Annotated in this window: 17 protein-coding genes and 3 pseudogenes; 8 read left to right on the top strand and 12 right to left on the bottom strand. The window is 69.9% G+C overall.

Translation table 11 applies throughout. The features are described from left to right. From lnt to RH94_RS34630, 4 genes are all read left to right on the top strand, one after another. A partial coding sequence (lnt, locus tag RH94_RS34615; protein ID WP_234426249.1) for an apolipoprotein N-acyltransferase occupies positions 1-1565 on the top strand: 1565 nt, incomplete at its 5' end. A 9-nt stretch (positions 1566-1574) separates the two neighbouring features. Next, a complete protein-coding gene (locus RH94_RS34620; protein ID WP_073952261.1) occupies positions 1575-2054 on the top strand; it encodes an NUDIX hydrolase in 480 nt (159 codons plus the stop codon). Between the two features lie 54 nt (positions 2055-2108). Then, positions 2109-2909: a 3-hydroxybutyrate dehydrogenase gene (locus RH94_RS34625; protein WP_073952262.1), complete on the top strand. Its 801-nt coding sequence runs from the start codon at positions 2109-2111 to the stop codon at positions 2907-2909. A 79-nt stretch (positions 2910-2988) separates the two neighbouring features. Further along, the gene (locus RH94_RS34630) at positions 2989-4953 is read left to right on the top strand and encodes a helix-turn-helix domain-containing protein (RefSeq protein WP_073952263.1); all 1965 of its coding nucleotides are present in this window, start codon (positions 2989-2991) and stop codon (positions 4951-4953) included. 44 nt (positions 4954-4997) lie between these two features. On the opposite strand, the gene RH94_RS34635 is transcribed toward RH94_RS34630, so the two are convergent. After that, positions 4998-6398: an MFS transporter gene (locus tag RH94_RS34635; protein WP_073952264.1), complete on the bottom strand. Its 1401-nt coding sequence runs from the start codon at positions 6396-6398 to the stop codon at positions 4998-5000. A gap of 994 nt (positions 6399-7392) precedes the next feature. On the opposite strand from RH94_RS34635, the pseudogene RH94_RS34640 reads away from it, so the two are divergent. Continuing rightward, positions 7393-8460, top strand: a pseudogene (locus RH94_RS34640) (IS256 family transposase); the annotation flags it as partial. Positions 8461-8743: 283 nt separating this feature from the next. Next, complete coding sequence (locus RH94_RS34645) at positions 8744-9277, top strand: GNAT family N-acetyltransferase (RefSeq protein WP_234426250.1); 534 nt, start codon at positions 8744-8746, stop codon at positions 9275-9277. Between the two features lie 351 nt (positions 9278-9628). Here RH94_RS34645 and istB read toward each other — a convergent pair. The 5 genes and pseudogenes from istB to RH94_RS47015 form a co-directional block, all read right to left on the bottom strand. Beyond that, positions 9629-10433 (bottom strand): annotated as a pseudogene (gene istB / locus RH94_RS34650) (IS21-like element helper ATPase IstB). After that, a pseudogene (gene istA / locus RH94_RS39165) lies at positions 10430-12069 on the bottom strand (IS21 family transposase). The pseudogenes istB and istA overlap by 4 nt, the downstream one beginning before the upstream one ends. Beyond that, on the bottom strand, positions 11970-12587 hold the full coding sequence (locus RH94_RS46870) for an NUDIX domain-containing protein (protein WP_407697402.1): 618 nt from the start codon (positions 12585-12587) through the stop codon (positions 11970-11972). The pseudogene istA and the gene RH94_RS46870 overlap by 100 nt, the downstream one beginning before the upstream one ends. A 250-nt stretch (positions 12588-12837) precedes the next feature. Next, positions 12838-13728, bottom strand: a complete 891-nt coding sequence (locus RH94_RS34665; RefSeq protein WP_234426251.1) for a recombinase family protein — start codon at positions 13726-13728, stop codon at positions 12838-12840. Next, entirely contained in the window at positions 13725-13835 is a 111-nt protein-coding gene (locus tag RH94_RS47015) for a zinc finger domain-containing protein (protein WP_456154176.1), read from the bottom strand. Before RH94_RS47015 ends, RH94_RS34665 begins: the two co-directional genes overlap by 4 nt. Before the next feature lie 400 nt (positions 13836-14235). Between RH94_RS47015 and RH94_RS34670 the strand changes: the two genes are divergently transcribed. Both RH94_RS34670 and RH94_RS34675 read left to right on the top strand, forming a co-directional pair. Then, complete coding sequence (locus RH94_RS34670; protein WP_073952290.1) at positions 14236-16740, top strand: DUF4118 domain-containing protein; 2505 nt, start codon at positions 14236-14238, stop codon at positions 16738-16740. Between the two features lie 173 nt (positions 16741-16913). Next, the gene (locus tag RH94_RS34675) at positions 16914-18797 is read left to right on the top strand and encodes a sensor histidine kinase (protein WP_073952265.1); all 1884 of its coding nucleotides are present in this window, start codon (positions 16914-16916) and stop codon (positions 18795-18797) included. A 34-nt stretch (positions 18798-18831) separates the two neighbouring features. On the opposite strand, the gene RH94_RS34680 is transcribed toward RH94_RS34675, so the two are convergent. The 6 genes from RH94_RS34680 to kdpF all read right to left on the bottom strand — a co-directional run bounded on the left by RH94_RS34680 (position 18832) and on the right by kdpF (position 24645). Further along, positions 18832-19251 carry a DUF3592 domain-containing protein gene (locus RH94_RS34680; protein WP_079189300.1) on the bottom strand — a complete coding sequence of 140 codons (420 nt, stop codon included), beginning with the start codon at positions 19249-19251 and terminating at the stop codon, positions 18832-18834. Continuing rightward, positions 19248-19952 carry a response regulator gene (locus RH94_RS34685; RefSeq protein ID WP_073952266.1) on the bottom strand — a complete coding sequence of 235 codons (705 nt, stop codon included), beginning with the start codon at positions 19950-19952 and terminating at the stop codon, positions 19248-19250. Before RH94_RS34685 ends, RH94_RS34680 begins: the two co-directional genes overlap by 4 nt. A 115-nt stretch (positions 19953-20067) precedes the next feature. Next, on the bottom strand, positions 20068-20703 hold the full coding sequence (gene kdpC, locus RH94_RS34690) for a potassium-transporting ATPase subunit KdpC (RefSeq protein WP_073952267.1): 636 nt from the start codon (positions 20701-20703) through the stop codon (positions 20068-20070). A gap of 21 nt (positions 20704-20724) precedes the next feature. Next, the gene (kdpB, locus tag RH94_RS34695; RefSeq protein ID WP_407697403.1) at positions 20725-22782 is read right to left on the bottom strand and encodes a potassium-transporting ATPase subunit KdpB; all 2058 of its coding nucleotides are present in this window, start codon (positions 22780-22782) and stop codon (positions 20725-20727) included. Between the two features lie 71 nt (positions 22783-22853). Beyond that, positions 22854-24518 (bottom strand): potassium-transporting ATPase subunit KdpA, encoded by a 1665-nt coding sequence (gene kdpA / locus RH94_RS34700; protein ID WP_073952269.1) that lies wholly within the window; start codon positions 24516-24518, stop codon positions 22854-22856. 37 nt (positions 24519-24555) lie between these two features. Beyond that, a complete protein-coding gene (gene kdpF / locus RH94_RS39170; protein ID WP_079189301.1) occupies positions 24556-24645 on the bottom strand; it encodes a K(+)-transporting ATPase subunit F in 90 nt (29 codons plus the stop codon). Positions 24646-25147 lie beyond the last annotated feature (502 nt).

Genomic DNA, 25147 nt, shown 5'->3' on the forward strand with positions numbered 1-25147 from the left:
CCGCGGCGCTGTCCGGCCTGCTCCTCTACGTCAGCTTCCCGCCGCGCCCCCTGTGGTGGCTGGCCCTGCCCGCCTTCGCGGTCTTCGGCTGGACGCTGCACGGGCGGACCTGGAAGGCGGCCCTCGGCCTCGGCTACCTCTTCGGCCTCGGCTTCCTGCTGCCGCTGCTGGTGTGGACAGGGGTGGAGGTCGGCCCCGGCCCGTGGCTGGCGCTCGTCGCGGTGGAGGCGGTCTTCGTCGCCCTGGCGGGCGTGGGCGTCGCCGCCGTGTCCAGGCTGCCCGCCCGGCCGGTGTGGGCGGCGGCCGTGTGGATCGCCGGCGAGGCGGTACGCGCACGCGTGCCGTTCCACGGCTTCCCCTGGGGCAAGATCGCCTTCGGGCAGGCGGACGGCGTGTTCCTGCCGCTGGCCGCGGTGGGCGGCACCCCGGTGCTGGGCTTCGCGGTCGTCCTGTGCGGCTTCGGCCTGTACGAGGCCGTGCGCCTGGCGGTGGAGGGGCGGCGCACCCGCGCGGTACGGCGCTCGGCCGCCGCCGCGGCCCTGCTGAGCGTCGCCGTCCCGGTGGCGGGCGCGGTGGCCGCCCGGCCCCTGGTGAGCGACAAGGCCGAGAACGGCACCGCGACCGTCGCCGTCATCCAGGGCAACGTGCCGCGCGCGGGCCTGGGGTTCAACGCCCAGCGGCGTGCCGTCCTCGACTACCACGCGCGCGAGACGGAGCGGCTGGCCGAGGCGGTGAGAGCGGGCAAGGCCGCGCGGCCGGACTTCGTGCTGTGGCCGGAGAACTCCTCCGACATCGACCCCTTCGTCAACCCCGACGCGCGCGTCGTCATCAGCACGGCCGTCAAGGCGATCGGGGTGCCGATCTCCGTCGGCGGCGTCGTGGAACGGGACGGCAGGCTGCTCAACGAGCAGATCCTGTGGGACCCCGTCCAGGGGCCCACCCAGACGTACGACAAACGGCAGGTCCAGCCGTTCGGCGAGTACCTGCCGCTGCGCCCGCTGCTCGGGGCGATCAACAAGGACTGGACGTCCATGGTCCGGCAGGACTTCAGCCGGGGCGACGAGCCGGGCGTGTTCACCGTCGACGGGACCAAGGTGGGCCTCGCCACCTGCTACGAGGCCGCCTTCGACTGGGCGGTGCGCGACACGGTCACCGCCGGGGCGCAGATGATCTCCGTGCCGAGCAACAACGCGACCTTCGGCCACAGCGAGATGACCTACCAGCAGCTCGCCATGTCACGGATCCGCGCGGTCGAGCACAGCCGTACCGTCACCGTCCCGGTGACCAGCGGCGTCAGCGCGATCATCATGCCCGACGGGCGGATCACCCGGAAGGCCGGCATGTTCGTGCCCGCCCACCTGGTCCAGAAGGTGCCGCTGCGCTCCTCCGAGACACCCGCCACCCGGCTGGGCGTCCTGCCGGAGATCGCCCTGGTGCTGGTCGCGGCCGGCGGCCTGGGCTGGGCGATCGGAGCCGGTCTGCGCGGGCGGCGCGCCCAGGACGTGCAACCGTACGCCGGAGGCATGCCCCCTGAACCGCGCGGCCACCGGGGACCCGCCCGTTAGGGTCGCTCCATGGCCACTCCTGACTTCATCCGCACGCTCCGGGCCACGGCCGGCAACCAACTGCTGTGGCTTCCCGGGGTCACCGCCATCGTCTTCGACGACGAGGGCAGAGTGCTGCTGGGCCGCCGCTCCGACACCGGCAGGTGGTCGGTGATCGGCGGCATCCCGGAACCGGGCGAGCAGCCGGCCGCCTGCGCCGTGCGCGAGGTCCACGAGGAGACCGCGGTGCGCTGCGTCACGGAGCGGGTGGTCCTCGTCCAGGCGCTGGACCCCGTCACCTACGCCAACGGCGACATCTGCCAGTACATGGACATCACCTTCCGCTGCCGTGCCGTGGGCGGCGAGGCACGGGTCAACGACGACGAGTCGCTGGAGGTGGGCTGGTTCGCCGTGGACGCGCTGCCCGACCTGAACGAGTTCGGCCTGTTCCGGATCAAGCAGGCCATGTCCGATGCACCCACGTGGTTCAGCCCTATGGAATCCGGCTGAAATATGGGCCGTGCCCACATGGGGGGAGGCGGGGGCGCTGCCTAGGGTCGACATATGACCTCGCCCACCCCCCTTCCCGCCCCCCACGCTCCCTCGCTCGACCTCGGCGGCCGTACCGCGCTCGTCACCGGCGCCGCGAGCGGCATCGGCCGCGCCTGCGCGCTGCGGCTGGCCGCCGCCGGGGCGAAGGTCAGAGCCGTCGACCGGGACGCGGCGGGCCTGGACGCGCTCGCCGAGCAGGCGGGCCCGCTGGCCGGCACCCTCGAACCGCGGGTCCTCGACCTCACCGACCTCGACGCCGCCGAGCGGACGGCCGTCGGCGCCGACGTGCTCGTCAACAACGCCGGCCTGCAACTGGTGCGCCCCATCGAGGAGTTCCCGCCCGAGGTCTTCCACACCGTGCTCACCGTGATGCTGGAGGCACCGTTCCGCCTCATCCGCGGCGCCCTGCCGCACATGTACGGGCAGCGGTGGGGCCGGATCGTCAACGTCTCCTCGGTCCACGGCCTGCGCGCCTCCGCCTACAAGTCGGCGTACGTGGCCGCCAAGCACGGCCTGGAGGGACTGTCCAAGACCACCGCCCTCGAAGGCGCCCCGCACGGCGTCACCTCCAACTGCGTGAACCCCGGCTACGTACGCACGCCCCTGGTCGAGAGGCAACTCGCCGACCAGGCACGGACCCACGGCATCTCCGAGGAACGCGTGCTGTCCGAGGTGCTGCTGCGGGACAGCGCGGTCAAACGGCTGCTCGAACCCGAGGAGGTCGCCGAGGCCGTGGCGTACCTGTGCGGCCCGCACACCTCCGCCGTCACCGGCACCTCGCTCGTGCTGGACGGCGGCTGGAGCGCGCACTGACCACCGTTCCGGCGCCCGCCCGCTCCGGAGTTTTCCACAGGCTCCCCACGAGGACCGGGCGATGGGTGATCCTGTGAGCATGTCCAGCGATCACGTGCGGTCCACCGAGCGCCCCGCCACCGGCACGGAGCCTGCCACCGGCGACCCGACGGGCGGGAGCGCCGAAGTTCCCTTTCTCGAACTGCTGGCCCGGGGCGCGCCCACCGCCGCGTACGAGCAGCCCGTGCTGCTCGCCCGCGCCGAGGGCCGGCCGGCCGAGTGGATCGACGCGCTCGAACGCGCCCGGCTGCTCGCGCTGCGCGTGCGCGCCGAGCTGGAAGGACGGAGGCGGCGCGAGGCGGAGCTGTCGGCACTGTTCGAGACCGCCCACGACCTGGCCGGCCTGCGCGACCTGGACGCCGTGCTGCAGGCCATCGTGCAGCGCGCCCGCTCCCTGCTCGGCACGGACGTCGCCTACCTCACCCTCAACGACCCCGGCCGCGGCGACACCTACATGCGCGTCACCGAGGGCTCGGTGGCGGCCCGCTTCCAGCAACTGCGCCTGGGCATGGGGGAAGGGCTCGGCGGCCTGGTCGCGCAGACGGCCCGCCCCTACGTCACCGACGACTACTTCAAGGACGCCCGCTTCCAGCACACCGGCACCATCGACGCGGGCGTACAGGACGAGGGCCTGGTCGCCATCCTCGGGGTGCCGCTCATGCTCGGGCCGCACGTGATCGGCGTGCTGTTCGCGGCCGACCGCCGGGCCCGGATCTTCGAACGCGAGCAGATCGCGCTGCTCGGCTCCTTCGCGGCCCTCGCCGCGGCCGCCATCGACAGCGCCAACCTGCTCACCGAGACCCGCTCCGCCCTCGCCGACCTGGAGCGGGCCAACGAGATCATCCGCGACCGCAGCGCGGTCATCGAGCGCGCCTCGGACGTGCACGACCGGCTCGCCGAACTGGTCCTGCGCGGCGGCCAGGTCCACGATGTGGCCGCCGCCGTCTCCGAGGTGCTCGACGGCACCGTCGACTTCACCGAGGCCACCACCGCGCCCGCCGCCGCGCTGGAGGCATCCCGGGCCGAGGGACACGCGGTGCGGCACGGCCAGGACTGGATCGCCGCCGTCGCCGCGGGCGGCGAACTGCTCGGCGCGCTCGTGCTGCGCGGCCATCCCGGCCTCGACCCCGTCGACCAGCGCACGCTGGAGCGGGCCGCGATGGTCACCTCGCTGCTGCTGCTCGCCCGACGGTCCGCCGCCGAGGCCGAACAGCGCGTCCGCGGCGAACTGCTCGACGACCTCCTGGACGCCCGCGACCGCGACCCCCGTCTGCTGCGCGAGCGCGCCGCCCGGCTGCACGCCGACCTCGACGCCACGCACGTCGTGCTCGCCGCCCGCCTCGACGCCCCGGCCGCCGACGCCGAGCAGGAGGCCGCCGCCCGCCGCCGTCTGTGGTCCGCGGCCTCCCATCTGGCCGCCACCCGGCAGGGCCTGGCCGCCGCCCGCGACGGCGGCACGGTCCTGCTGCTGCCCCTGCGCCGCGGGGACAGCGCGACGGAACTGGCCCGCCGCACCGCCCGCCACCTCGGCACCGGCGTCAGCGAGGCGGTCACCGTCGGCGCCTCCGCCCCCGTCGAGAACCTGACCGTCCGCCCCGACACCGTCACGGTCGCCTACGAGGAGTCCCGGCGCTGCCTGGAGACCCTGCGCCTGCTCGGCCGCACCGGCGACGGCGCCGCCGCCCAGGACTTCGGCTTCCTCGGCCTGCTGCTGGCCGGCGACCGGGACATCGCCGGCTTCGTCGACCGCACCATCGGCAGGGTCATCGCCTACGACGAGCGCCGCGGCACCGATCTCATACGCACCCTGGAGGCGTACTTCGCCTCCGGCATGAGCCCGGCCCGCACCAAGGACGAGCTGCACGTCCACGTGAACACCGTCGCCCAGCGCCTGGAACGCGTCGGCCGTCTGCTCGGTGACGACTGGCAGGCCCCGGCCCGCACCCTGGAGATCCAACTCGCCCTCCGCCTGCACCGTTTGTCGACACCGGCAACGCACGGCTGACCCCCGTACGCACGCGTACGGGGGCCGGGGAAGCGGTCAGGGATTCAGACGTTACGCGCTCCGGCGGCCCTGGCGGACTTCGGCTCGGCGCTCTCGGAGTCCTCGGAGCCCTCGACTGCCGTCAGGTCGCGGTGCCGGGTCTCCTTGGCCACGCCGACCGCGATCAGCGTCAGCACGGCCGCCGCGATCACGTACAGGGCGATCGGGGTGGAGCTGCCGTAGTCGGAGAGCAGGGCGGTGGCGATCAGCGGGGCGGGCGCACCCGCGGCCACGGAGGCGAACTGGGCGCCGATGGAGGCGCCGGAGTAGCGCATCCGGGTCGCGAACATCTCGGAGAAGAAGGCGGCCTGCGGGGCGTACATCGCGCCGTGCAGCACCAGGCCCACGGTGACCGCGAGGAGGAGGTAGCCGAAGTCGCCGGTGTCGATGAGCGCGAAGAACGGGAACATCCACAGGCCTACCCCGGCGGCGCCCAGCAGATACACCGGCCTGCGCCCGACCCGGTCCGACAGGGCGCCCCAGGCAGGGATGGCCGCGAAGTGGACGGCCGAGCCGATCAGTACGGCGTTGAGCGCGGTCTGCTTGGAGACTTCGGCGGAGGTGGTGGCGTAGACGAGGATGAACGCGGTGATCACGTAGTAGCTGATGTTCTCCGCCATGCGCGCGCCCATCGCCACCAGCACATCACGCCAGTGGTGCCGGAGTACGGACACCAGCGGCGTCTTCTCGGCCCGGTCCTCGGCGGCCCGCGCCGCCTTGCGGGCCTCGGCCTGCGCCAGCGCCTGCTGGAACACGGGCGATTCGTCGACGGAGAGGCGAATCCACAGACCCACGACGATGAGCACCCCGGAGAGCAGGAAGGGAATCCGCCACCCCCAGCTGACGAAGGCACTGTCGGAGAGCAGCGCGGTCAGCAGCGACAGCACACCGGTGGCGAGCAACTGCCCCGCCGGCGCACCGGTCTGCGGCCACGAGGCCCAGAAGCCGCGCCGCCGCGCGTCCCCGTGCTCGGACACCAGCAGTACGGCCCCGCCCCACTCACCGCCCAGCGCGAAGCCCTGGACCAGGCGCAACACCGTGAGCAGCACAGGAGCCGCGGTGCCCAACGTCGCGTGCGTGGGCAGCAGTCCGATCGCGAAGGTCGCCCCGCCCATCATGAGCAGGCTCAGTACCAGCAGCTTCTTGCGCCCCAGCCGGTCACCGTAGTGCCCGAACACCAGCGCCCCCAGCGGCCGCGCCGCGAACCCGACCGCATACGTCAGGAACGACAGCAGCGTCCCCACCAGCGGATCGGAGTCCGGAAAGAAGAGCTTGTTGAACACCAGCGCGGCGGCCGAGCCGTAGAGGAAGAAGTCGTACCACTCGATGGTGGTGCCGATGAGGCTGGCGGCGACGACACGGGGGAGGTTCGCCGGGGGTGGGGGAGCGGTGGTCGGGGAGGCCATGTGCGCCACTTCCTCGTGTGCAGTGGGGACGGGTACGTGTCGGCACACGGTAGGAACATGCAGGTCAGACGCACATGTGGCGAGCCAACATAGTCTGGCGGCTGGTTATGCGTGCGGCCACCATGCCCGTCCACGGAGCGGCGGTCAGGGGCTTGAGGAGGGCCGAATCGAGGGACGTCCGGGAAGCGTAGTTGGGTGTGATGTGACGGTGCCGTGCTGACTCCGGTGCTGGTTTGGTGCTGACTAGGGCGTGTTTCGAAAGTCCCGCCTGCGCCGCGACGCCTGGCACGGCGCCTCGCCGCGTTGTCGGGATCGTCCGCGTACGCCCAGTACGCGGACGACCCTCCGCCTTGCGATGCACCGCACCAGACGCCGCGGCGCCCGCCCTCCGGGCGGACGGCGCTACTTTCGAAACACGCCCTAAAACCCCACGTCATCACCCGTCTTCACCTCTCCCGTGCTGAACTTGGTGCTGACTACGCTCCGTCGAACTCGGGCATCTGGCGGCTGAGCGGCCCTGAGTCGTTGCGTGGTAGGTGACCGGGCTGACCAAGCCCAGCCTTGCTCTTCAGTTTCTGTGTGTTGGGCGAGGTGCTGCGCTGGATGCGGTGTACGTCTGTCCCAGCAGATTCTTCGTCTGCTGGTGGTACGCAGGTCATGACCGGTTGACCAGCGAAAACGCCCGCGACCGCGACAAGTAGTGGTGCGCTGGTCCGGGCATGGTCCGGATCTTGAGCCGAGGCTGTGGTCGGGCGGGCAAACTTACCCTGCGCGCGGCTGCTGGCTGCGACCCCCTGCACAGTGCTGTCCCTTGGGAGTTGGACTGACAGTTGTCGCTCTGGTGTTCCGTCGGTAGTTGGTTGCGTCCAGGGAAGTGGTGTACGGGCTCCCACCTGATCCGGGCGTTTGTCCCGGCGTCGGAGTGAGGGTCTGGATACAAGAACGGCCACCGGCTGATCTTCGAGATGTCGAAAGCTTGAAGGAGATCAGCACGATGACCGCACCTGACAGTCTGCCCCTGCACGCCCTGGCGGAGGAGAACCTCGCCTGGGGGTCCCCCCGCTTGCGGGGGCGAGTCCCGATCTGCTGCGCGCGATGGTCAAGACGTTCGCCGACGCGCTCATGTCCGCGGAGGCCGACGCCCTCTGCAATGCCGAATACGGGCAGGTCAGCGAGGAGAGAGCCAACCACCGCAACGGCTACCGCCCACGCGAGTGGGACACCCGCGCCGGCACCATCGAACTGGCCATCCCCAAGCTCAGGTCCGGCAGCTACTTCCCGCACTGGCTGCTCGAACGCCGCCGCCGAGCCGAGCAGGCCCTCATCAGCGTGGTGGCCACCGCCTACCTCCTCGGCGTCTCCACCCGCCGCGTGGAGAAGCCCGCCGAGTCCCTGGGGGTGACCCAGCTGTCGAAGTCGCAGGTCAGCGCGATGGCCCGGCACCTGGACGAGCAGGTCGCCGCGTTCCGCAACCGGCCCCTGGACGCGGGTCCGTATGCGTTCGTCCGGGTGGACGCGCTGACCCAGAAGGTCCGCGGGGGCGGCCGCATCATCAACGTCCACACGCTGATCGCGGTCGGGGTCAACGCCGACGGCCACCGCGAGATCCTCGGCCTGGACGTGGCCACCGCCGAGGACGGCGCCGGCTGGCTCGCCTTCCTGCGCTCCCTGACCGCCCGCGGCCTGTCCGGCGTCCAGCTCGTCGTCTCCGACGCGCACGCCGGCCTCGTCGACGCGATCGGCGCGGTGCTGCCCGGCGCCTCCTGGCAGCGCTGCCGCACCCTCCTCCACGCCCTGAACGGGCGCGGGCGGTATCCCCATTGCCCGCAACCTGCTGAGCCAGGTACCGAAATCGGCCCAGCCATGGGTGGCCACCCTGCTGCGGACCGTCTTCGAACAGCCCGACACCGACGCGGTGAAGGCCCAGATGGCACACGTCCTGGACGCGCTGGAGGCCAAGTTCCCCAAAGCCGCAGCCCACTTGGACGCCGCCCAGGGCGACGTGTTGGCCTTCACGGCCTTCCCGCGGGAGCTCTGGCGGCAGATCTGGTCGAACAATCCACATGGCTTCGTTGATGTCTGGGGACAGCGTTTATCGACGGCTTCCGGAGGCAGTTAGTGATCAACGAGCTCGGAGATGTCGAGGAGAGATGACGGCACTGCCGTGTCCGCGAAGCGGGATGTCGGCGCAACAGGTCAACGTGTCCCACCGGGTACAGCCGAACGTGCACAGGTCCAAGGCGACGCTCAGGGATGGATCTCGGTTGTCCTGCATACCGAGCGTCTACGATCGGCGCCATGCCCCGTGGCACGACAGCTCGTTCGCCCGTGAGATGGTTGCTGTCATGACTGTTGGCGCGCCGGGCAGCGAGGTTTTACTCGAGACGAGTCGGCTGCTGCTCAGACCTTGGCGGGTAGACGAGGCTGTCGTCCAGCGTGAACTGTGGACCGAACGTGATCCACGAGTGCCGCCGCACCGCCGAATCGACACGGACGGGCACCCCACGGTCGCGGAGCTCGAGGATTCGATCCGCACCAACAAGGTGTGGTCGACCGGGTTGCTGGCGGTCGAACGGAAGGCGTCTCGTGACGTCATCGGCTATTGCGGGCTGGTCGACAGCGGGCGAGGATCGACAGGGGAACCGGAACTGGCGTTCGAGCTGCTACGCCGAGTTTGGCGTCAGGGATACGCGACCGAGGCCTCGTTGGCGGTTCTGGAATGGGCGCGATCGTCTGGGTACGAACGTCTGTGGGCCACCGTCTGGGACTGGAACACCGCTTCTCGCAGAGTGCTGGCCAAGGTCGGGTTCACCGAGACCGATCGGAAGGAAGTGGACGCGGTACACGGGACCACCTTGTTCACCACGAGACGGCTCTGACACACCCGACGTTTGACCTTGCGGACGGATCCGTGCAGTGCCGCCTGGCGACAGGTATCCCCCCCATTCGCGTCGGCAGGCAGAAGCGGATGCGGCACACACTCCACGCCAGGGTGCTGGGGACGGAACATCACGGTGTCCGGCCGGGCCGTTCTCATGGGTCTCGCCGAGCCCGGTGATCGGATCGCGGTCGGCTGAAGCGTCGCACCTGTCTCCGCCCGTCTCATCGTCAATCCGCATGACGCTGTGCACGTCAGCTGTACTCGGGGGTGCACGTTGACTCGCACGCCGACACGAGACGGCCAGCCGCCCGTCGGGGCGGCTGGCCGTCGAGGCAGGTAGCGGCAGGGGTCAGCCAGCCTTCGCGGGCTCCTCAGCTCGTGCTCGTGTGCTCGCGAGGCGGTAGAAGTCGGTGCCGGTCTCGATGATGGTGCCGTTGAACGTCAGCCGGTCGACGATGGCCGCGCACAGCCGCGGATCCGTGAACGTCTTCGTCCAGCCGCCGAACGACTCATTCGAGGCGATTGCGACGCTGTTCGTCTCCTCGCGTCCGGTCAGGACCTGGAAGAGGAGCTCGGCGCCGTGGCGGTCGAGTTCCATGTAGCCGAGTTCGTCGATGCAGAGCAGGTCGACGCGGCCGTAGCGGGCGATGGTCTTGTTCAGCTGCTTCTCGTCGGCGGCCTCGACCAGCTCGTTCACCATTCACCAGCTTCGTCGCGAGCGTGTAGCGGACGCGGTAGCCCTTCATCGCGGCCTCGGTGCCCAGCGCGATGAGCAGGTGGGACTTGCCGGTTCCGGAGTCGCCGATCAGGCAGAGCGACTGGCTCTTCTTGATCCACTCGCAGCTGACGAGGGTATGGACGGTGGCCGGGTCGATGTTCGGGTTGGCGTCGAAATCGAAGGACCGCAACGACTTCTCCCTCGGGAAGCCGGCCGCCTTGATCCGCCTTTCCGACCTGCGGCGGGCACGGTCGTCGCATTCGGCCATCAGCAGTTCGGCGAGGAGGCCGCGGTAGGTCAGCTGGTCCTTCATCGTCCGGTTGGCGATGTCGGAGAACTCGTTGCGGATCGACGGCAGCCGCAGCAAGCGGCAGGCGGAGTCGATCGCGGCGTCGGCGGCCTGCTCGGTCAAGCCTCGCTGGCGGGGCATGGTCACTGCGCTTCTCCCTCACGGTGGCCGCTGCCGCTGGTGCGGCTGCGTCGGAGCAATTGGTCGTGGTGAGACACCGAGGGCAGCGGCCTGGTGTCCGGCGGAAGATGCGCCAGGCGCCACTCGTGCAGGGACGTCACCGTCGCCGGCGGCTGGCCGAGGGTCCGGGCATTCGGCGCGGGCTCGGTCTCGGCCTGGGCGGCTTTGCGGGCCTCCAGCGCGACCGCATCCGCGGTCATGGCCCCGGCCCGCAGGGCTGTGGCCAGGCCGGCGACGACGTGTTCGTGCGTCATGTGGCGTCCGAGCAGCAGCACCTCGATGAGCGCGCGGGTGCCGTCCCGCTCGCCGTGGATCTTCATGGCCTGGGTCCACCAGGCGTCGTGGACCGGGGTGAACTTGCCGGCCGAACGGGCCTGTTCGAGAGCGGTTGAGCCGGGGAAGGCGCCGGGCTTGCGGACCAGGACCTCCAGGTAGTGGTCCAGGTCAAGGCGGACGGCGCCTTTGGCGATCAGCCGCTCGTGCCGGGCCACTTCCACGTTCTGGTCGTAAACCACCAGGTGAGAGGCGTGAAGGATGACCCTCACCCGCTTGCCGATCAGCCGGATGGGGACCGAGTAGCGGTTCGTGCGGACCGGGATCTGGCCGTAGCGGTCGACTCGCGGCGTGAACAGCCGGCCGGTCTCGAACGGCTCCTCCGGCAACGGCATCAGCAGCGGTCGTTCGAGCGCGAAGTCCTCGGCGATGGTCCGGGACCTGGAGCCGATCCGGCGGGCGTCGTCCTGCCGGTCCCACTGCTCGACCATCTCGTTCAGCTCAGCGAGCGAGGAGACCTCGGGGACCGGAACGAAGTGGTTGCGGCGGAAGTAGCCGATCTGGCCCTCGACGCCGCCCTTCTCGTGGGCGCCCTCGATGCCTGGCGGCAGTAGAAGCTCTCGATGCCGTAGTGCGACTTGAACGCGATCCACCGGTCCGCCTCCACCCTCGTCCGGCTCAGCCCGAGCACTCGGGCGACGGCCGCCCTGAGGTTGTCGTAGCGGACCTTGGTTCGCGGAACTCCGCCCAGCGTCCGCAGTGCGTGGACGTGGCCTTCGAAGAACGCCTCCTGCCCGCAGGACGCGAACACGCGGTGGACGGCCTTGCCGGAATACGACAGGCGGAAGGAGAACAGATAGCAGGTCACCAGCTCGCCGGCGAGGCGGATCGTCACGTCGCCGAAGTCGACCTCCGCCTCGTGACCGGGCTGGTGGGTCTGCGGGACGAACGCCTCCAGCGGCGCCTTGCCCGACTCGACCAGGATCTCGGGCTTCCGGGCCGCGACGCAGTAGCGCACCATCCCGTAGGAGACATCGGCGCCATGTTCCTCGACCAGCCGGTGGAAGATCCGGGTGACCGTGTGGCGCTGCTTGCGCGGCGCGTCCAGGTCCGCCCGCAGGATCTCGTCGATCACCGACTTGTAGCGGTCCACTCCGGTCGCCCGCGGCGGCAGCTTCTTACGCGGCTCCGGCCAGGATGAATCCAACGCCTTCCGCACCGTCCGCCACGTCACACCGTGCTTGCGCTCAACAAGCTCCCGCATCGACATGCCGCCACGGTGGTCACGCCGGATCGCCGCGTACAGCTCGACCTTCGACATCCGCGGCATGACCAGCACCTTTCACCAGGAGCATCCCGATGCTGCCCTGGCAAGAACCCCAGTGCCTCCCAAACCCGTCGACAGACATCACCCATCCGTGGAACAGGGCGCCTCCCCAACCCATCGACAAGCGACGTCGCTGCTGCTCGATAGAGCCACTCCCACGCATTGGAGGTGTCTGCCGGTGCTTGGAGGTAGAAGAAGCTGGTTCGTCGTGGTTCTCCCGTATCGGGGCGAGGCGTGTCTTCCACGGCGATCTGCCGGACCACTGTGGCTGTCAGCAGACCGGTCTCCTCGGCGACCTCTCGAAGAACCGCTTCTTCCAGTCCTTCGCCTGATGTGACTCCTCCCGCAGGTACCTGGGCGCCGGCCTCCGGCATACCGATGTGGTCGAACACCAGCAGCTCGGGGACGGCGCGATGCCGGATCACGTATGCAGCGACACGGATTCTGGGTCGGGTCATCCCGACATTGTCCGTCTCCGCCATCACTTTCCGTCTATCGCATCTGACGCGAAAATTTCGCATCAGATGCGACCCGGTGGCGTTTTCGCAGTTCAATCGCTCGATGGAGTGAGGCTTACGCGTGACCGGCCGTGAAGACCGCTACCCTGATTGCGCACGACACCCAGGCCAACTCGCCTGGTCGGACCACTTCCGTACGGTCCCGGTCCCGTCTCCTGGACGGGTGTCGCCTATTCGCACCGATGCAATCAGCGTCGGTAGGAACACCAGTACAGCGGTTATCGGTGAGAATGATCTTGCTGGCTACTCGTCCTCAGAGCGCTGGAGGACCTTGTGCCTGAAGGCGTTCTCGGAGGTCTGCTTCCTCGGGCATCAGCGGGCCGTCGGGGCGCCGGATGCGGACGGGCGCGGGCCCGACCGGCAGGCCGTCGTCCGCGTCGGCCTGCTCGGCTTCCGCGAGCGCCCGGTACAGCGAGGCGACCGAGGGGTGCTTGCCCGCGTTCTTCCCGGTCTTGATGGTGAGCTTCTTCGCGATCTCCGGGACGGGAACGCCCTTGTCCTTCAGCGCGACGGCGAAGGTGAGGGAGTCGTCGTCGATGACCTTCGGGCGTCCGCCGTGGTTGCCCTTGGCCGCGGCGGTGACCTGGCCCTCCAGGGTCTTCCCCCGGATGTAGTTGCGCTCGATCTGCCCGGCGACCGCGAGGACGGCGAAGAACATGGCGCCCATGCCGTTGGGGTCGTAGATGCCGGTGAGTGGGCCGGTGAGGAGTTCGAGCTGGATGCCGTCGGCCTGGAGTTCGGCGGACAGCGTCATCAGCTCGGCGGCGTTGCGGGCGAGGCGCTTGAGTTCGTGGACGGTGAAGATGACCGTCGTGTCGGGTGCGGCCTCCTTGAACTGGCGGGCCAGCGCGAGCGCCTTCTCCAACTCCGGCCGGACCCTGACCCGGGTGCTGATCTGCTCGGAGAAGACCTTGTGGCACTGGGCCCGGTGGAGGGCTTCGAGCTGGCTCGCCAGCTCTTGGCGGGCGGTCGACATGCGGGCGTACCCGATGCGGACCGGCCGTTCGGTGCGCGGCGCGGGAACGACGGCGAGCGCGGGGCCCTGCTTCCACGCACGGCCGGGGAGCCGGTCGGCCGGGACGGGGATCTCCAGTTCCTCGCGGAGCGCGGGGACGAGGACGAAGCGAGGGGTGTGGTACTTCACGGCGGTCTTCCCGCCCGGGCGCGGCAGGCGCTCCCGGCGGGTGCGTCACAATTCGGGCAGTCGTGACACTCTACCGCCAATGCGGCCTGATCGGGCGTGAGATCCATGCCGGGATCCTCTCAGGAGTGCCTCGCACGACATGCGGGTTTCGAGAGGACTTCTGCGAACAGCGACCTGCGGAAACGTGATCACCCCGGGGGCTCTCGCAGAACTCTCACAGATGACCATTTACGAGAATCGCTGTGCGTGACGATCATGACGCACAGCTACATTCCTGTTGGCGGCAGCAATGCTGGCGTCGGGCTGGTCAGCACTGCGCCGACACCAGCAGCCTACGTCTCAGAGCCGGCTCCGGACGGCCGTACCTGCCCCTTGCAAGCTGCCCATGTTCTGGGCCGGACTTCGTGGCACTCGCGCCCAGGCGGTCGCAGTATGGACAGTGGATCAGCTGCCGGATGCGACCGGGGCCCGGGCTGCCGAGGGAGCGGGGCAGGAAGGTGGTCGGTGGTGGCTCGTGGGCGTCTGCGGGTGTACCTGGGAGCGGCTCCCGGGGTGGGCAAGACGTACGCGATGCTGGCCGAGGGGCAGCGCCGCAGGGGGCGCGGCACCGATGTGGTGATTGGTCTGGTGGAGCCGCACGGCCGTCGGTTGACGATGGAGATGGCCAAGGGGCTGGAGCTGGTGCCGCGTCGGACGATGGTCTACCGGGGCCTCGAGTTGACGGAGATGGATCTGGACGCGGTGCTGTCGCGCCGACCGCAGGTCGCCCTTGTCGACGAACTGGCGCACACCAATGTCCCTGGCTGCCGTAACGAGAAGCGCTGGCAGGACGTCGAGGAACTGCTGGACGCGGGGATCGACGTGGTGAGCACGCTCAACATCCAGCACCTGTTGTCGCTGGCGGATGTGGCGGAGGAGATCACCGGGGTCAGGCAGGCGGAGACGCTCCCGGACGAGGTGGTGCGGCGCGCCGAGCAGGTGGAGCTGGTCGACATGACCCCCGAGGCGCTCAGGCGCCGTATGGTCCACGGCAATGTCTATCCGCCGGATCGTGTCGAGGTGGCCCTCACCCATTACTTCCGGCCCGGCAACCTCACCGCGCTGCGGGAGTTGGCGTTGCTGTGGGTGGCGGATCGGGTCGAGGAGGGGCTGCAGCGCTATCGCGCGGAGCACGGCATCATCGCGCTCTGGGAGACGAAGGAGCGGATTGTCGTCGCGCTGTCCGGCAAGCGGGACGAGGAAGCGCTGATCCGGCGTGCGGTGCGGATCGCGGGCCGGATCCCGGGCAGTGACCTGCTGGCGGTGCACGTGGCGCGCGATGACGGCCGGGTGGGGGCCGATCCGGTGGTGCTGGCCGGGCACCGGGCCTTGGTGGAGTCGCTGGGCGGCAGCTACCACCAGGTGGTGGATGCGGACGTCGCCGAGGCGCTGTTGCGGTTCGCGCGTGCGGAGAACGCCACGCAGATCGTGTTGGGCGGGGCGTACCGTCCGCCGCACGAGGTGCTGGGTGACCGCGTAGTGGCCCAGGTGACCCGGCAGGCGGGTGGCCTCGACGTGCACGTCCTGACGCACGAGCGCAGGGAGCGCGCCAAGGCGCCGGCCCTGCCTCCGCTGACGGGTGGTCTCGGCCGGGGCCGGTTCTGGTGGGGGCTGGTGCTGGCGGCGGTACTGCTGCCCGTTCTGACCGTGACGCTGATCGCCGTACGGGGGCTCGGACTGGCCGGTGAGCTGCTGGTGTACCTGATGGCTGTGGTGGGCGTCGCGGTGGTGGGCGGCCTGTATCCGGCTCTGGTCGCCGCGCTGGGGGCCGGTGTGCTGGCCGACTACTTCTTCGTACAGCCGATCCACTCGCTTACTGTGGCACGCGTCGGCGACGCAGCCGTCCTGGTGGTGTTCGTAGCCGTGGCCGCCGTGGTCAGTGTGGCCGTCGAACGGTCGGCCCGGCGGGCTCGTCGGCACGCGCGGGCTTCGGCAGAGGCGGGGGCCCTCGCGGATCTGGCGACGTCGGCGCTGCGCGACCGGGACGATCTGCCGGCCTTGCTGGAACGCGTCCGTACGACCTTCGGCCTTGAGGCGCTCAGCCTGCTCCAGCGGGACGGCTCGGACAGCCGGCGGTGGTTCGTCACCGCCAGTTCGGGGCCCCGCCCGCCCGAGCGACCGGAGCAGGCGGACACGGAGGTGTCGGTGACGGACGAGCTGATGCTGGCCGCGCGCGGCCGGCCTCTCGACGCGGTCGACCGGCGCGTACTGCACGGCTGCGCCGCTCAGGTGGCGGCGACCTGGGAAAGCCGACGCAGTCGCCGGCAGGCCGAGGCCCTGAGCGAGCGTGCCGTCTCCGACCGGCGCCGTGCCGAGGCACTGCAGGCTGCCGCGAGCGACCTGGAGGCGGAGGTCGCGGCGGCGCACGGGGCGCTGGAGCGGCTGCGTGAGCGTTGGACGCCCTCGACCGCCGCACAGTGGGCCGCGCTGTGCGACCGGTCCCAGCAGGCCGTCTGCCGAATCGGGGCGCTCGTCGGCGACGTGCTGGATCTGAGTCGGGTGCATGCCGGGGCCCTGGATGTGCATCTGCGACCGGTCGACATGGACGAAGTCATGGCGGTCGCGCTCGGCGACCTCGGACCGGGCGGGCACATCCTGACGCTGGAGGTGACCGAGGATCTCCCGGACGTGATCGCAGATGCTACGGTGCTCACCCGGGTGGTGACCGATCTGGCGGCCCATGCGCTGCGCCGCAGCCCCGACGGCGAGCCACCCGCCATGGCTGTGGGGACGGCCGATGGCCGTGTCGAGATCCGGCTGGCCGATCACGGTCCCCTCGACGTCGAGGCGAGGGAGGCCGTCGGCGTTCCGGCTCCGGTCACTGGTCTGGTGCCGCGTCTGTGTGCGGACCTCGCGCAGCTGATCGGTGGCGAACTGCAGTGGGAGGTCACGGCCGGGGGCGGTCTGACCGCCGTGCTGAGCCTGCCCGCGGCGGCCGGAAGCGGGAACGCAGCGCGTCAAGCGGCGGACTGAGTTCCCGTACGTCTGAGCCAGCGTCGGCACCGCCGCCCGTCGGCCTGGCAGTCGGCGGTACGAACGTCGCCGCCGACGTCCTTTTCCAGAGCCATCGCGTTCGGACCGTTGGTCTTGGCGCAGGTCATCAGGATGAGCGCCGCGGTTGCTGCATATGCTCGAAATGAACGCGTTTGCAGTCGGGCTTCCTGGCGGTGACGGTCATGCGCGGCCGGTTGCACCTGTATCTGGGCACGGCCCCTGGGGTCGGCAAGACGTGCGCGTTGCTGGCGGAAGGCCGCCGCCTTGCTGCGCTGGGCAATGACGTCGTGGTGGGGCTGGCCGAGACCCACGAGCGCCAGGACACTGCGGCCGGTCTGGACGGCCTGGAGGTCATTCCCCGCAAGCCGGTCGCCCACCGCGGCGCCGGGTTCGGTGAGATGGACGTGCAGGCGATCCTCGCTCGCCACCCCCAGACCGTTCTGGTCGACGAACTCGCCCACACCAATGCGCCGGGCAGCCGCCACGACAAGAGGTGGCAGGACGTCGAGGAACTGCTGGACGCGGGCGTGGACGTGGTCTCCGCGCTGAACGTCCAGCATCTGCAGAGCCTCAGCGATCAGGTGGAGGAGCTCACCGGTGTGCCCGTCCACGAAACGGTTCCTGACGCGGTCGCCGCCGCGGCCGACCGAGTGGATGTCATCGACCTGGACCCCGAAGCCCTGCGCCGCCGGCTGACATGGATCTACCCGCCCGGCAGAGCCGAATGGGCGCTGGCCGGGTTCTTCCGTCCAGGCAACATCACGGTACTGCGCGAGCTTGCGGATCAGTGGATCCGTGATCACACCCACGACCACGCCACCGGCCCGGGCGCCGCGCCCGTCCGACACGGCTCGCGGATCGTCGCCGCGCTGACGGGTGAGGCGGAGGGCGACCGGGTCCTTCACCGGGCCGCCTACCTGGCCGCCGGTACAGGGGCCGAACTCGTCGGCGTCCACGTCCGCAGCCCCAGTGGCCTGAAGGAGCCCGATCCGCCCTGGCTGAGCGGCCAGCGCCGGCTGCTCGCCGAGCTCGGGGGGCGGTACGTCCAGGTCGCCGGCGAGGACGTGGCCCGTGCGATCCTCGACTTCACGCGCGCGGAGCACGCGAGCCAGCTCGTCCTGGGCGCCAGCCGTCGCAGTCACGGTTACCAGATGCTGTACGGCTCCGTGATCAACCGAGTCGTCCGGGCGGCCGGACCGGTAGAGGTCCACGTCATCCCACCGCACAGGCCGCCCAAGCACCCGCTGACCGCCCGGCTGCCCCGCCCCGCCCGCCCCACGCACCGGGGCAGGGTGCCCCTGCCGGCCCGACGCACCGCGATCGGCTGGGCGCTGTCGGTGCTCGCCCCTCTGGTGGTGACGGCGCTGCTGCTTCCCGCCCGAGGCAGTCTTGGTCTGGCGGGAGCACTGCTGTGCACGCTCCTCACCGTCGTTCTCGCGGCCGTCGTCGGTGGTCTCGGGCCGGCCGCCGTGGCGACGGTGACAGGTTTCCTGGCCGCCGACTTCCTCTACACCCGCCCCTACTACAGCCTGCGTGTCGACCGACTGATCGATCTCGTCGGCCTGTTCGTCTTCGCCGTCATCGGCGTCACGGTCGGCCTCCTCGTCGACAGCCTGGCCAGACGGGCGCTCCAGATGACCCGCGCGCAGGTGGAAGCCGAAAGCCTCGCCCGCCTGGTGGCCGACGTGCTCGCAGCCGGGACGATGGCATCCGCCGACCTCGTCGACGCCCTGCGCCGTACCTTCGATCTGGAGGGCGTTGCACTCCTGCGGCGGACAGACAGCGGATGGGAGGCCGAAGCGGCGGCAGGCCCCTCCCCACCGGCGACCCCGGAAGACGCGCCCTTCACCGCCGCTGTGGCCGGCGGCTGCAGCCTGGCGCTGGCAGGCGGCCGTCTCAGCGCCGAGGACGCCCGGCTTCTGCGGGCGTTCACCAGCCGGCTCCGCATCGACCAGGGGACGCGGCAACTGGAGCGCATCGGCGGCGACCATGAGGATCAGCACGAGCACATCCGGGACGGTGAAGCCGCTCCGTAAGTGGCGACGCGCCCGTGGGAATGCTGAGCACGGACTACGGCGCTGCGAGACTGCCCAGCACCAGTGCGAGCAGGAGCACGAGCGTTCCGGCGGCGACGAACGCGTAGTCCAGCAAGCGCCGTTCGCGGTTGTGGACGACGATGCTGCTTGGGTCGGCCGGGTCGTAGGTGATCAGCAGTGTGTCGCCGTCGCGCAAGGGCTGCCGCCGGGTCGCCGGTACGGGGCTGCCGATCTCCACCACTTGGCCGGCCTCTGTGCTGAACCGGAGCAGTGGGCGTGGCGCCGGGGGATCCTCGTCACGCGCTTCGGGGTTGGGTTTGACCAGTGCCCAGGCCCTGACACCGGTCTGCTCGATCCTGCGGGTCTGGCGCAGGCCGGTGAGTCCGGCGAGCGCCATCACGCAACCGCCGCAGGCGGCGAAGACCGCCATGACGACCGTGTCCGCCGTGTTCACCGCGCCTTGTCTCCGCCGGGTTCGAAGCGGTAGCCCATGCGGGGCTCGGTGATCAGGTAGCGCGGATGCGCCGGGTCGGGCTCGAGTTTGTGGCGCAGGCCCGAGATGTTGATGCGCAGGTAGTTGGATTTCTCGTCGTGGCCCGGTCCCCAGATGTCGCGCAGCAGTTGATGGCCGGTGACCAGCCGTCCCGGATTGCGCAACAGTGTGGCGAGCAGTCGCCATTCCTTGGGCGTGAGGTGGACGGGCTCGCCACGTCCCGCATCGTCCACCACGGTGCAGGCGGTCAGGTCGACGGCGTAGTCGCCGACGGTGACCGTCCGGGGTCCGCCACCGTGGTCCGTACGCCGCAGCACGGCACGCAACCGGGCCAGCAGTTCCTCCATGGCGAACGGCTTGGCCACGTAGTCGTCGGCGCCCGCGTCCAGTGCCTCGACGACGTCGACGGGTGCGGCATGCTCCGACAGTGCGATGACGGGCACGGACGACCAGGACCGCAGGCCGGTGATGACGTCGGTGCCGTCGGCGTCCGGCAGGTCGAGGTCGACGATGACCGTGTCCGGCGGCTTGCCGGCGGCCAGGCGCAGGGCGCTGGTTCCGTCGGACGCGGTGACGACGGCGTAGCTCTGCGCGGTGAGACTGACGGCCAGGGCGCGCAACAGCTGCGGCTCGTGGTCGACGACCAGCACGTGTCGCGTCATCTCCGTCCTTCTCCCTGCGCCGGACGGCGCCCTCGCGCCAGGAGTTCCGCAGCCCGGTCGGGTGAGGGGGAGCTCGCGGGACCGGACCGCGTGGCGCAGGGTGCGCGGTGCATGTTCATCGTGGCTGCAACGCGGCCAGATCGTGGTTGAGCCGGACGACGTTGACGCCTTCCTGACCCAGGAAACCCAGCGGGCGGCCGCTGACGTGCGCGGCGACGAGCTTGTGGACCGCGACCGGGTCCAGCCCGCGGGCCTTCGCCACCCGGTTCACCTGCTCGTAGGCGTAGGCGGGTGAGATGTCCGGGTCGAGCCCGGAGCCGGAGGCGGTGACCGCGTCGGCGGGAACGCTGCTCGGCCGAACGCCGTCGAACGCGGCCACCGCGGTCCTGCGCTGGGCGATCGTCTTGATCAGCGTGGCGTTGTTGGGGCCCAGGTTGGAGGCGCCGGAGCTGGTCGGGTCGTAGTCGGTCTTCCCCGCCGCGGACGGGCGGGGCTGGAACCACTTGGGGTCGGGTGCCGGCGTGGTCTGGCCTTTGCGCAGCGGGAGGTTGAAGTTCTGGCCGATGAGGGCGGAGGCGACCGGCCGTCCGTTGTCCTTGATCATGGATCCGTTGGCCTGGTGCGGGAAGAGGCCCTGGGCGATGCCGGTGACGGCCAGTGGATAGGCGATGCCCAGGATCACGGTGAACACCAGCAGCATGCGCAGCGCCGCCAGGTGGTGGCGGACCACGTGGGCAAGAGAGCCGAGCACGAGGATCGCCCTCCTTGTCGGTCAGTGCAGTCCGGGGACGAACTGGATGATCAGGTCGATGGCCTTGATGCCGAGGAACGGCAGCACCAGGCCGCCGAGGCCGTAGATCCAGATGTTGCGGCTCAGCAGCGCCGCCGCCGAGGACGGCCGGTAGCGCACGCCGCGCAGCGCCAGCGGGATCAGCGCGATGATGATCAGCGCGTTGAAGATGATCGCCGAGGCGATCGCCGAGGTCGGGCTGTGCAGGCCCATGATGTTGAGATGGCGCAGCCCCGGGTAGACGTTGGCGAACATCGCGGGGATGATCGCGAAGTACTTGGCGATGTCGTTGGCGATGGAGAAGGTGGTCAACGAGCCCCGGGTGATCAGGAGTTGCTTGCCGATCTCGACAATCTCGATGAGCTTGGTCGGGTTGGAGTCGAGGTCGACCATGTTGCCGGCCTCCTTGGCGGCCGACGTGCCGGTGTTCATGGCCACGCCGACGTCCGCCTGGGCCAGGGCGGGGGCGTCGTTGGTGCCGTCGCCGGTCATCGCGACCAGCTTGCCGTCGGCCTGCTCCCGCTTGATCAGGGCCATCTTGTCCTCGGGCGTGGCTTCGGCGAGGAAGTCGTCGATGCCTGCTTCTTTGGTGATCGCGGCGGCGGTCAGCGGGTTGTCACCGGTGATCATCACCGTGCGGATGCCCATGCGGCGCAGTTCGTCGAAGCGCTCGCGCATACCGTGCTTGACGACGTCCTTGAGGTGGATGACACCGAGGATCCGGGCGCTCTCGACCCCTGCCCGCCGTACCACCTCGCCGACGACCAGCGGCGTGCCGCCGGTGGCGGAGATGCCGTCGACCAGCGGGCCGACCTCGTCGGTGGGGTGGCCGCCGCGGTCGCGGACCCAGCGCATGACCGCGGTGGCCGCGCCCTTGCGCAGTGAGCGGCTGTCCGGCTCGTCGTCGAGGTCCACCCCCGACATGCGGGTCTGCGCGGTGAACGGGACGAACTGGGCGTGCGCCAGTTCGCCTTCGGTCCGTGCGCGCAGCGCGTGACGTTCCTTGGCGAGGATCACGATCGAGCGGCCCTCGGGTGTCTCGTCGGCGATCGAGGACAGCTGGGCGGCGTCCGCCAGCGTTTCCAGGTCGACGCCGCTGACCGGCAGGAACTCGGCGGCCTGCCGGTTGCCCAGGGTGATGGTGCCGGTCTTGTCCAGCAGCAGGGTGTTGACGTCGCCCGCGGCCTCCACGGCGCGTCCGGACATGGCCAGCACATTGCGCTGCACCAGCCGGTCCATGCCCGCGATGCCGATCGCGGAGAGCAGCGCGCCGATCGTGGTCGGGATCAGGGCGACGACCAGTGCCACGAGGATGACGATGGACTGTTCGGCGCCGGCGAAGATGGCGAAGGGCTGCAGGGTCACCACGGCGACCAGGAAGATGATGGTCAGCGAGGCCAGGACGATGTTGAGCGCGATCTCGTTCGGTGTCTTCTGCCGGGCCGCGCCCTCCACCAGGGCGATCATCCGGTCGATGAAGGTGTCGCCGGGTTTCGAGGTGATCCGTACCACGATGCGGTCGGAGAGTACCTTCGTCCCGCCCGTCACGGCGGAGCGGTCGCCGCCCGATTCACGGATCACCGGAGCCGACTCACCCGTGATCGCGGACTCGTCCACGCTCGCGATGCCCTCGATCACATCGCCGTCACCGGGGATGATCTCACCGGCCTCGACCACGACCAGATCGCCGAGCCGCAGTCCGGTGCCCGGCACCTTCTCGGTGACCTCCGGTACGCCAGGCTGCCCGCGACGGATGACACGGCGGGCCATGGTGTCCTTCTTCGTCCGGCGCAGTGTCTCCGCCTGCGCCTTGCCGCGCCCTTCCGCCACCGCCTCCGACAGGTTGGCGAAGACCACGGTCAGCCAGAGCCAGACGGTGATCACCCAGGCGAAGACGCTCGGGCCCCTGATCGCCGACAGGGTGGTCAGCACCGCGCCGACCTCGACCACGAACATCACGGGGTTCTTCACCATCAGGCGCGGGTCGAGCTTGCGCAGCGCGCCGGGGACGGAGGCGAGGAGCAGCCTGGGCTCCAGCATTCCCGCGGAGATCCGGTGCGGTGCGGCACCCGGCGGGCTCTTCGGCACTGCCGCTTCCAAAGTGGTGGGCATCAGTGCAACCCTTCCGCGAGCGGCCCCAGCGCGAGCGCGGGCAGGTAGGTGAGGCCGACGACGATGAGGATCACGGCAGACAGCAGGCCGACGAACTGCGGCCGGTGGGTGGGCAGCGTGCCCGCCGTGATGGGCACCGGCTGCTGCTGGGCGAGCGATCCGGCCAGCGCCAGCACGAACACCATCGGCAGGAAGCGGCCCAGGATCATCGCAAGCCCGAGCGCGGTGTTGTACCAGACGGTGTCGGCGCTCAGCCCGGCGAACGCGGAGCCGTTGTTGTTGGCGGCCGAGGTGAAGGCGTAGAGCACTTCGGAGAAGCCGTGCGGACCGTGGTTGAGCATCGCCGCCCGCTCACCCGGCAGGGCCATCGCGATGCCGGTGCCGACCAGCACGATCGCCGGAGTGGTGAGGATGTACAGCGAGGCGTACTTCATCTCCCGGCCGCGCAGCTTCTTGCCCAGGTACTCGGGCGTGCGGCCGACCATGAGGCCGGCGATGAAAACCGCCACGACGGCCAGGATCAGGATCCCGTAGAGGCCGGACCCGGTGCCGCCGGGCGCGATCTCGCCGAGCATCATGTTGAAGATCGTCAGGCCGCCGCCGCCCGGCGTGTACGAGTCGTGGAAGGAGTTGACCGCACCGCAGGACGTCAGGGTCGTGGACACGGCGAACAGGGCCGAAGCCCAGATCCCGAACCGCTGCTCCTTGCCCTCCATCATCCCGCCGGCCGCGTGTCCGGCCGAGCTGCTGACGCTGTGCAGCTCGTTGGCGGTGACGACGGCCACCGAGGCGGCCCAGATCAGCGCCATCACGGCGACGATGGCGTAGCCCTGGCGGTTGTCGCCGACCATCTTCCCGAAAGTCCGCGGCAGAGCGAATCCGATCACCAGCAGCAGGTAGATCTCCAGCCAGTTGGTGAACGGGTTGGGGTTCTCGAAGGGGTGGGCGGAGTTGGCGTTGTAGAACCCGCCGCCGTTGGTGCCCAGTTCCTTGATGACCTCCTGGGAGGCGACCGGGCCGCCGGGGATGGACTGATGCTCGCCGGCGATGGTGGTGATCGACTGGAAGCCGTGGAAATTCTCGATCGTGCCCGCGGCGACCAGCACGACCGCCATGACCAGAGAGATCGGCAGCAGGATCCGCAGCACGACCCTGGTGAGGTCCTGCCAGAAGTTGCCGATCCAGTCGGTCTTCTTGCGGGCGAACCCGCGGATCAGGGCCGCGACCACGGCGATCCCGACCGCCGCCGAGACGAAGTTCTGCACCGCCAGGCCCGCCATCTGCACCAGATGACCCATGGCCGCCTCGCCCGAGTACGCCTGCCAGTTGGTGTTGGTGACGAAGGAGGCGGCGGTGTTGAAGGCCAGGTCGGAGCTGACCGGCTTCATGCCGAGGGAGAGCAGCAGATGGTTCTGCAGCCGCAGGAAGCCGTAGAGGAACAGCACCGAGACCAAGGAGAACGCCAGCACGCTGCGCAGATAGCCCGGCCACGTCTGCTCGGCGTCCGCGTGCACGCCGCCGACCCGGTAGACCAGGCGTTCCGCCCGCCAGTGACGGGGAGAGGTCAGGACATGGGCCGTGTAGTCGCCGAGCGGGCGGAAGGTCAGGGCCAGCGCACCGACCAGGGCGATGATCTGCAGCCAGCCCGCGAGAGTGGCGTTCATGGAGAACCTCTCCGGCTACGGACCGTGAGGAACGCAGCTAGAACTTCTCGGGGAAGATCAGGCACAGGACCAGGTAGGTCACCAGGCAGACGGCGACGACCAGACCGACGATGTTGTCCAGGCTCACAGCCGGCTCACTCCCTTGGCGATCAGACCGATCAGGGCGAACACGGCGATGGCGAGGACGATGAACCCAAGATCCGACATGTGCGACACCCCCGTAGCGACGACGGGAAGAGAACGCTCGCCTGCGGCGTGACCATGCGGGTGCAGGGAAAGGGGTTATGCCGGTAGAAACCGGCTCATTCAGAACATCTCTGCGTCATTTGCCCGGCAAGGCTTATTAGCGGGTTTGTAACGCCGTCGGGTATTCATTTGATGATTTCTTGACGCAGTGAGGCCGACCCGCGGTCCACCGTAAGGCGCTCGCCGGTCGGCAGGACGGCCCTGACCCTCGGCAGGGCCGGGCAGCAGCAGGCTCGTTCCGGCCATACCCTCACATCGCCCGGCTTCATCGAGGGGCAGTTCGACGGGTGCACCGTGCGTGGCGTCCGCCCCCTGCTGAGCCCGCGAGTGCAACGGCTCGCTGATGTCGGAGACTCGAACGAAACCGTGCGGAATACCGCCCA

The organism is Streptomyces kebangsaanensis (assembly GCF_001906585.1).
Lineage (GTDB): Bacteria > Actinomycetota > Actinomycetes > Streptomycetales > Streptomycetaceae > Streptomyces > Streptomyces kebangsaanensis.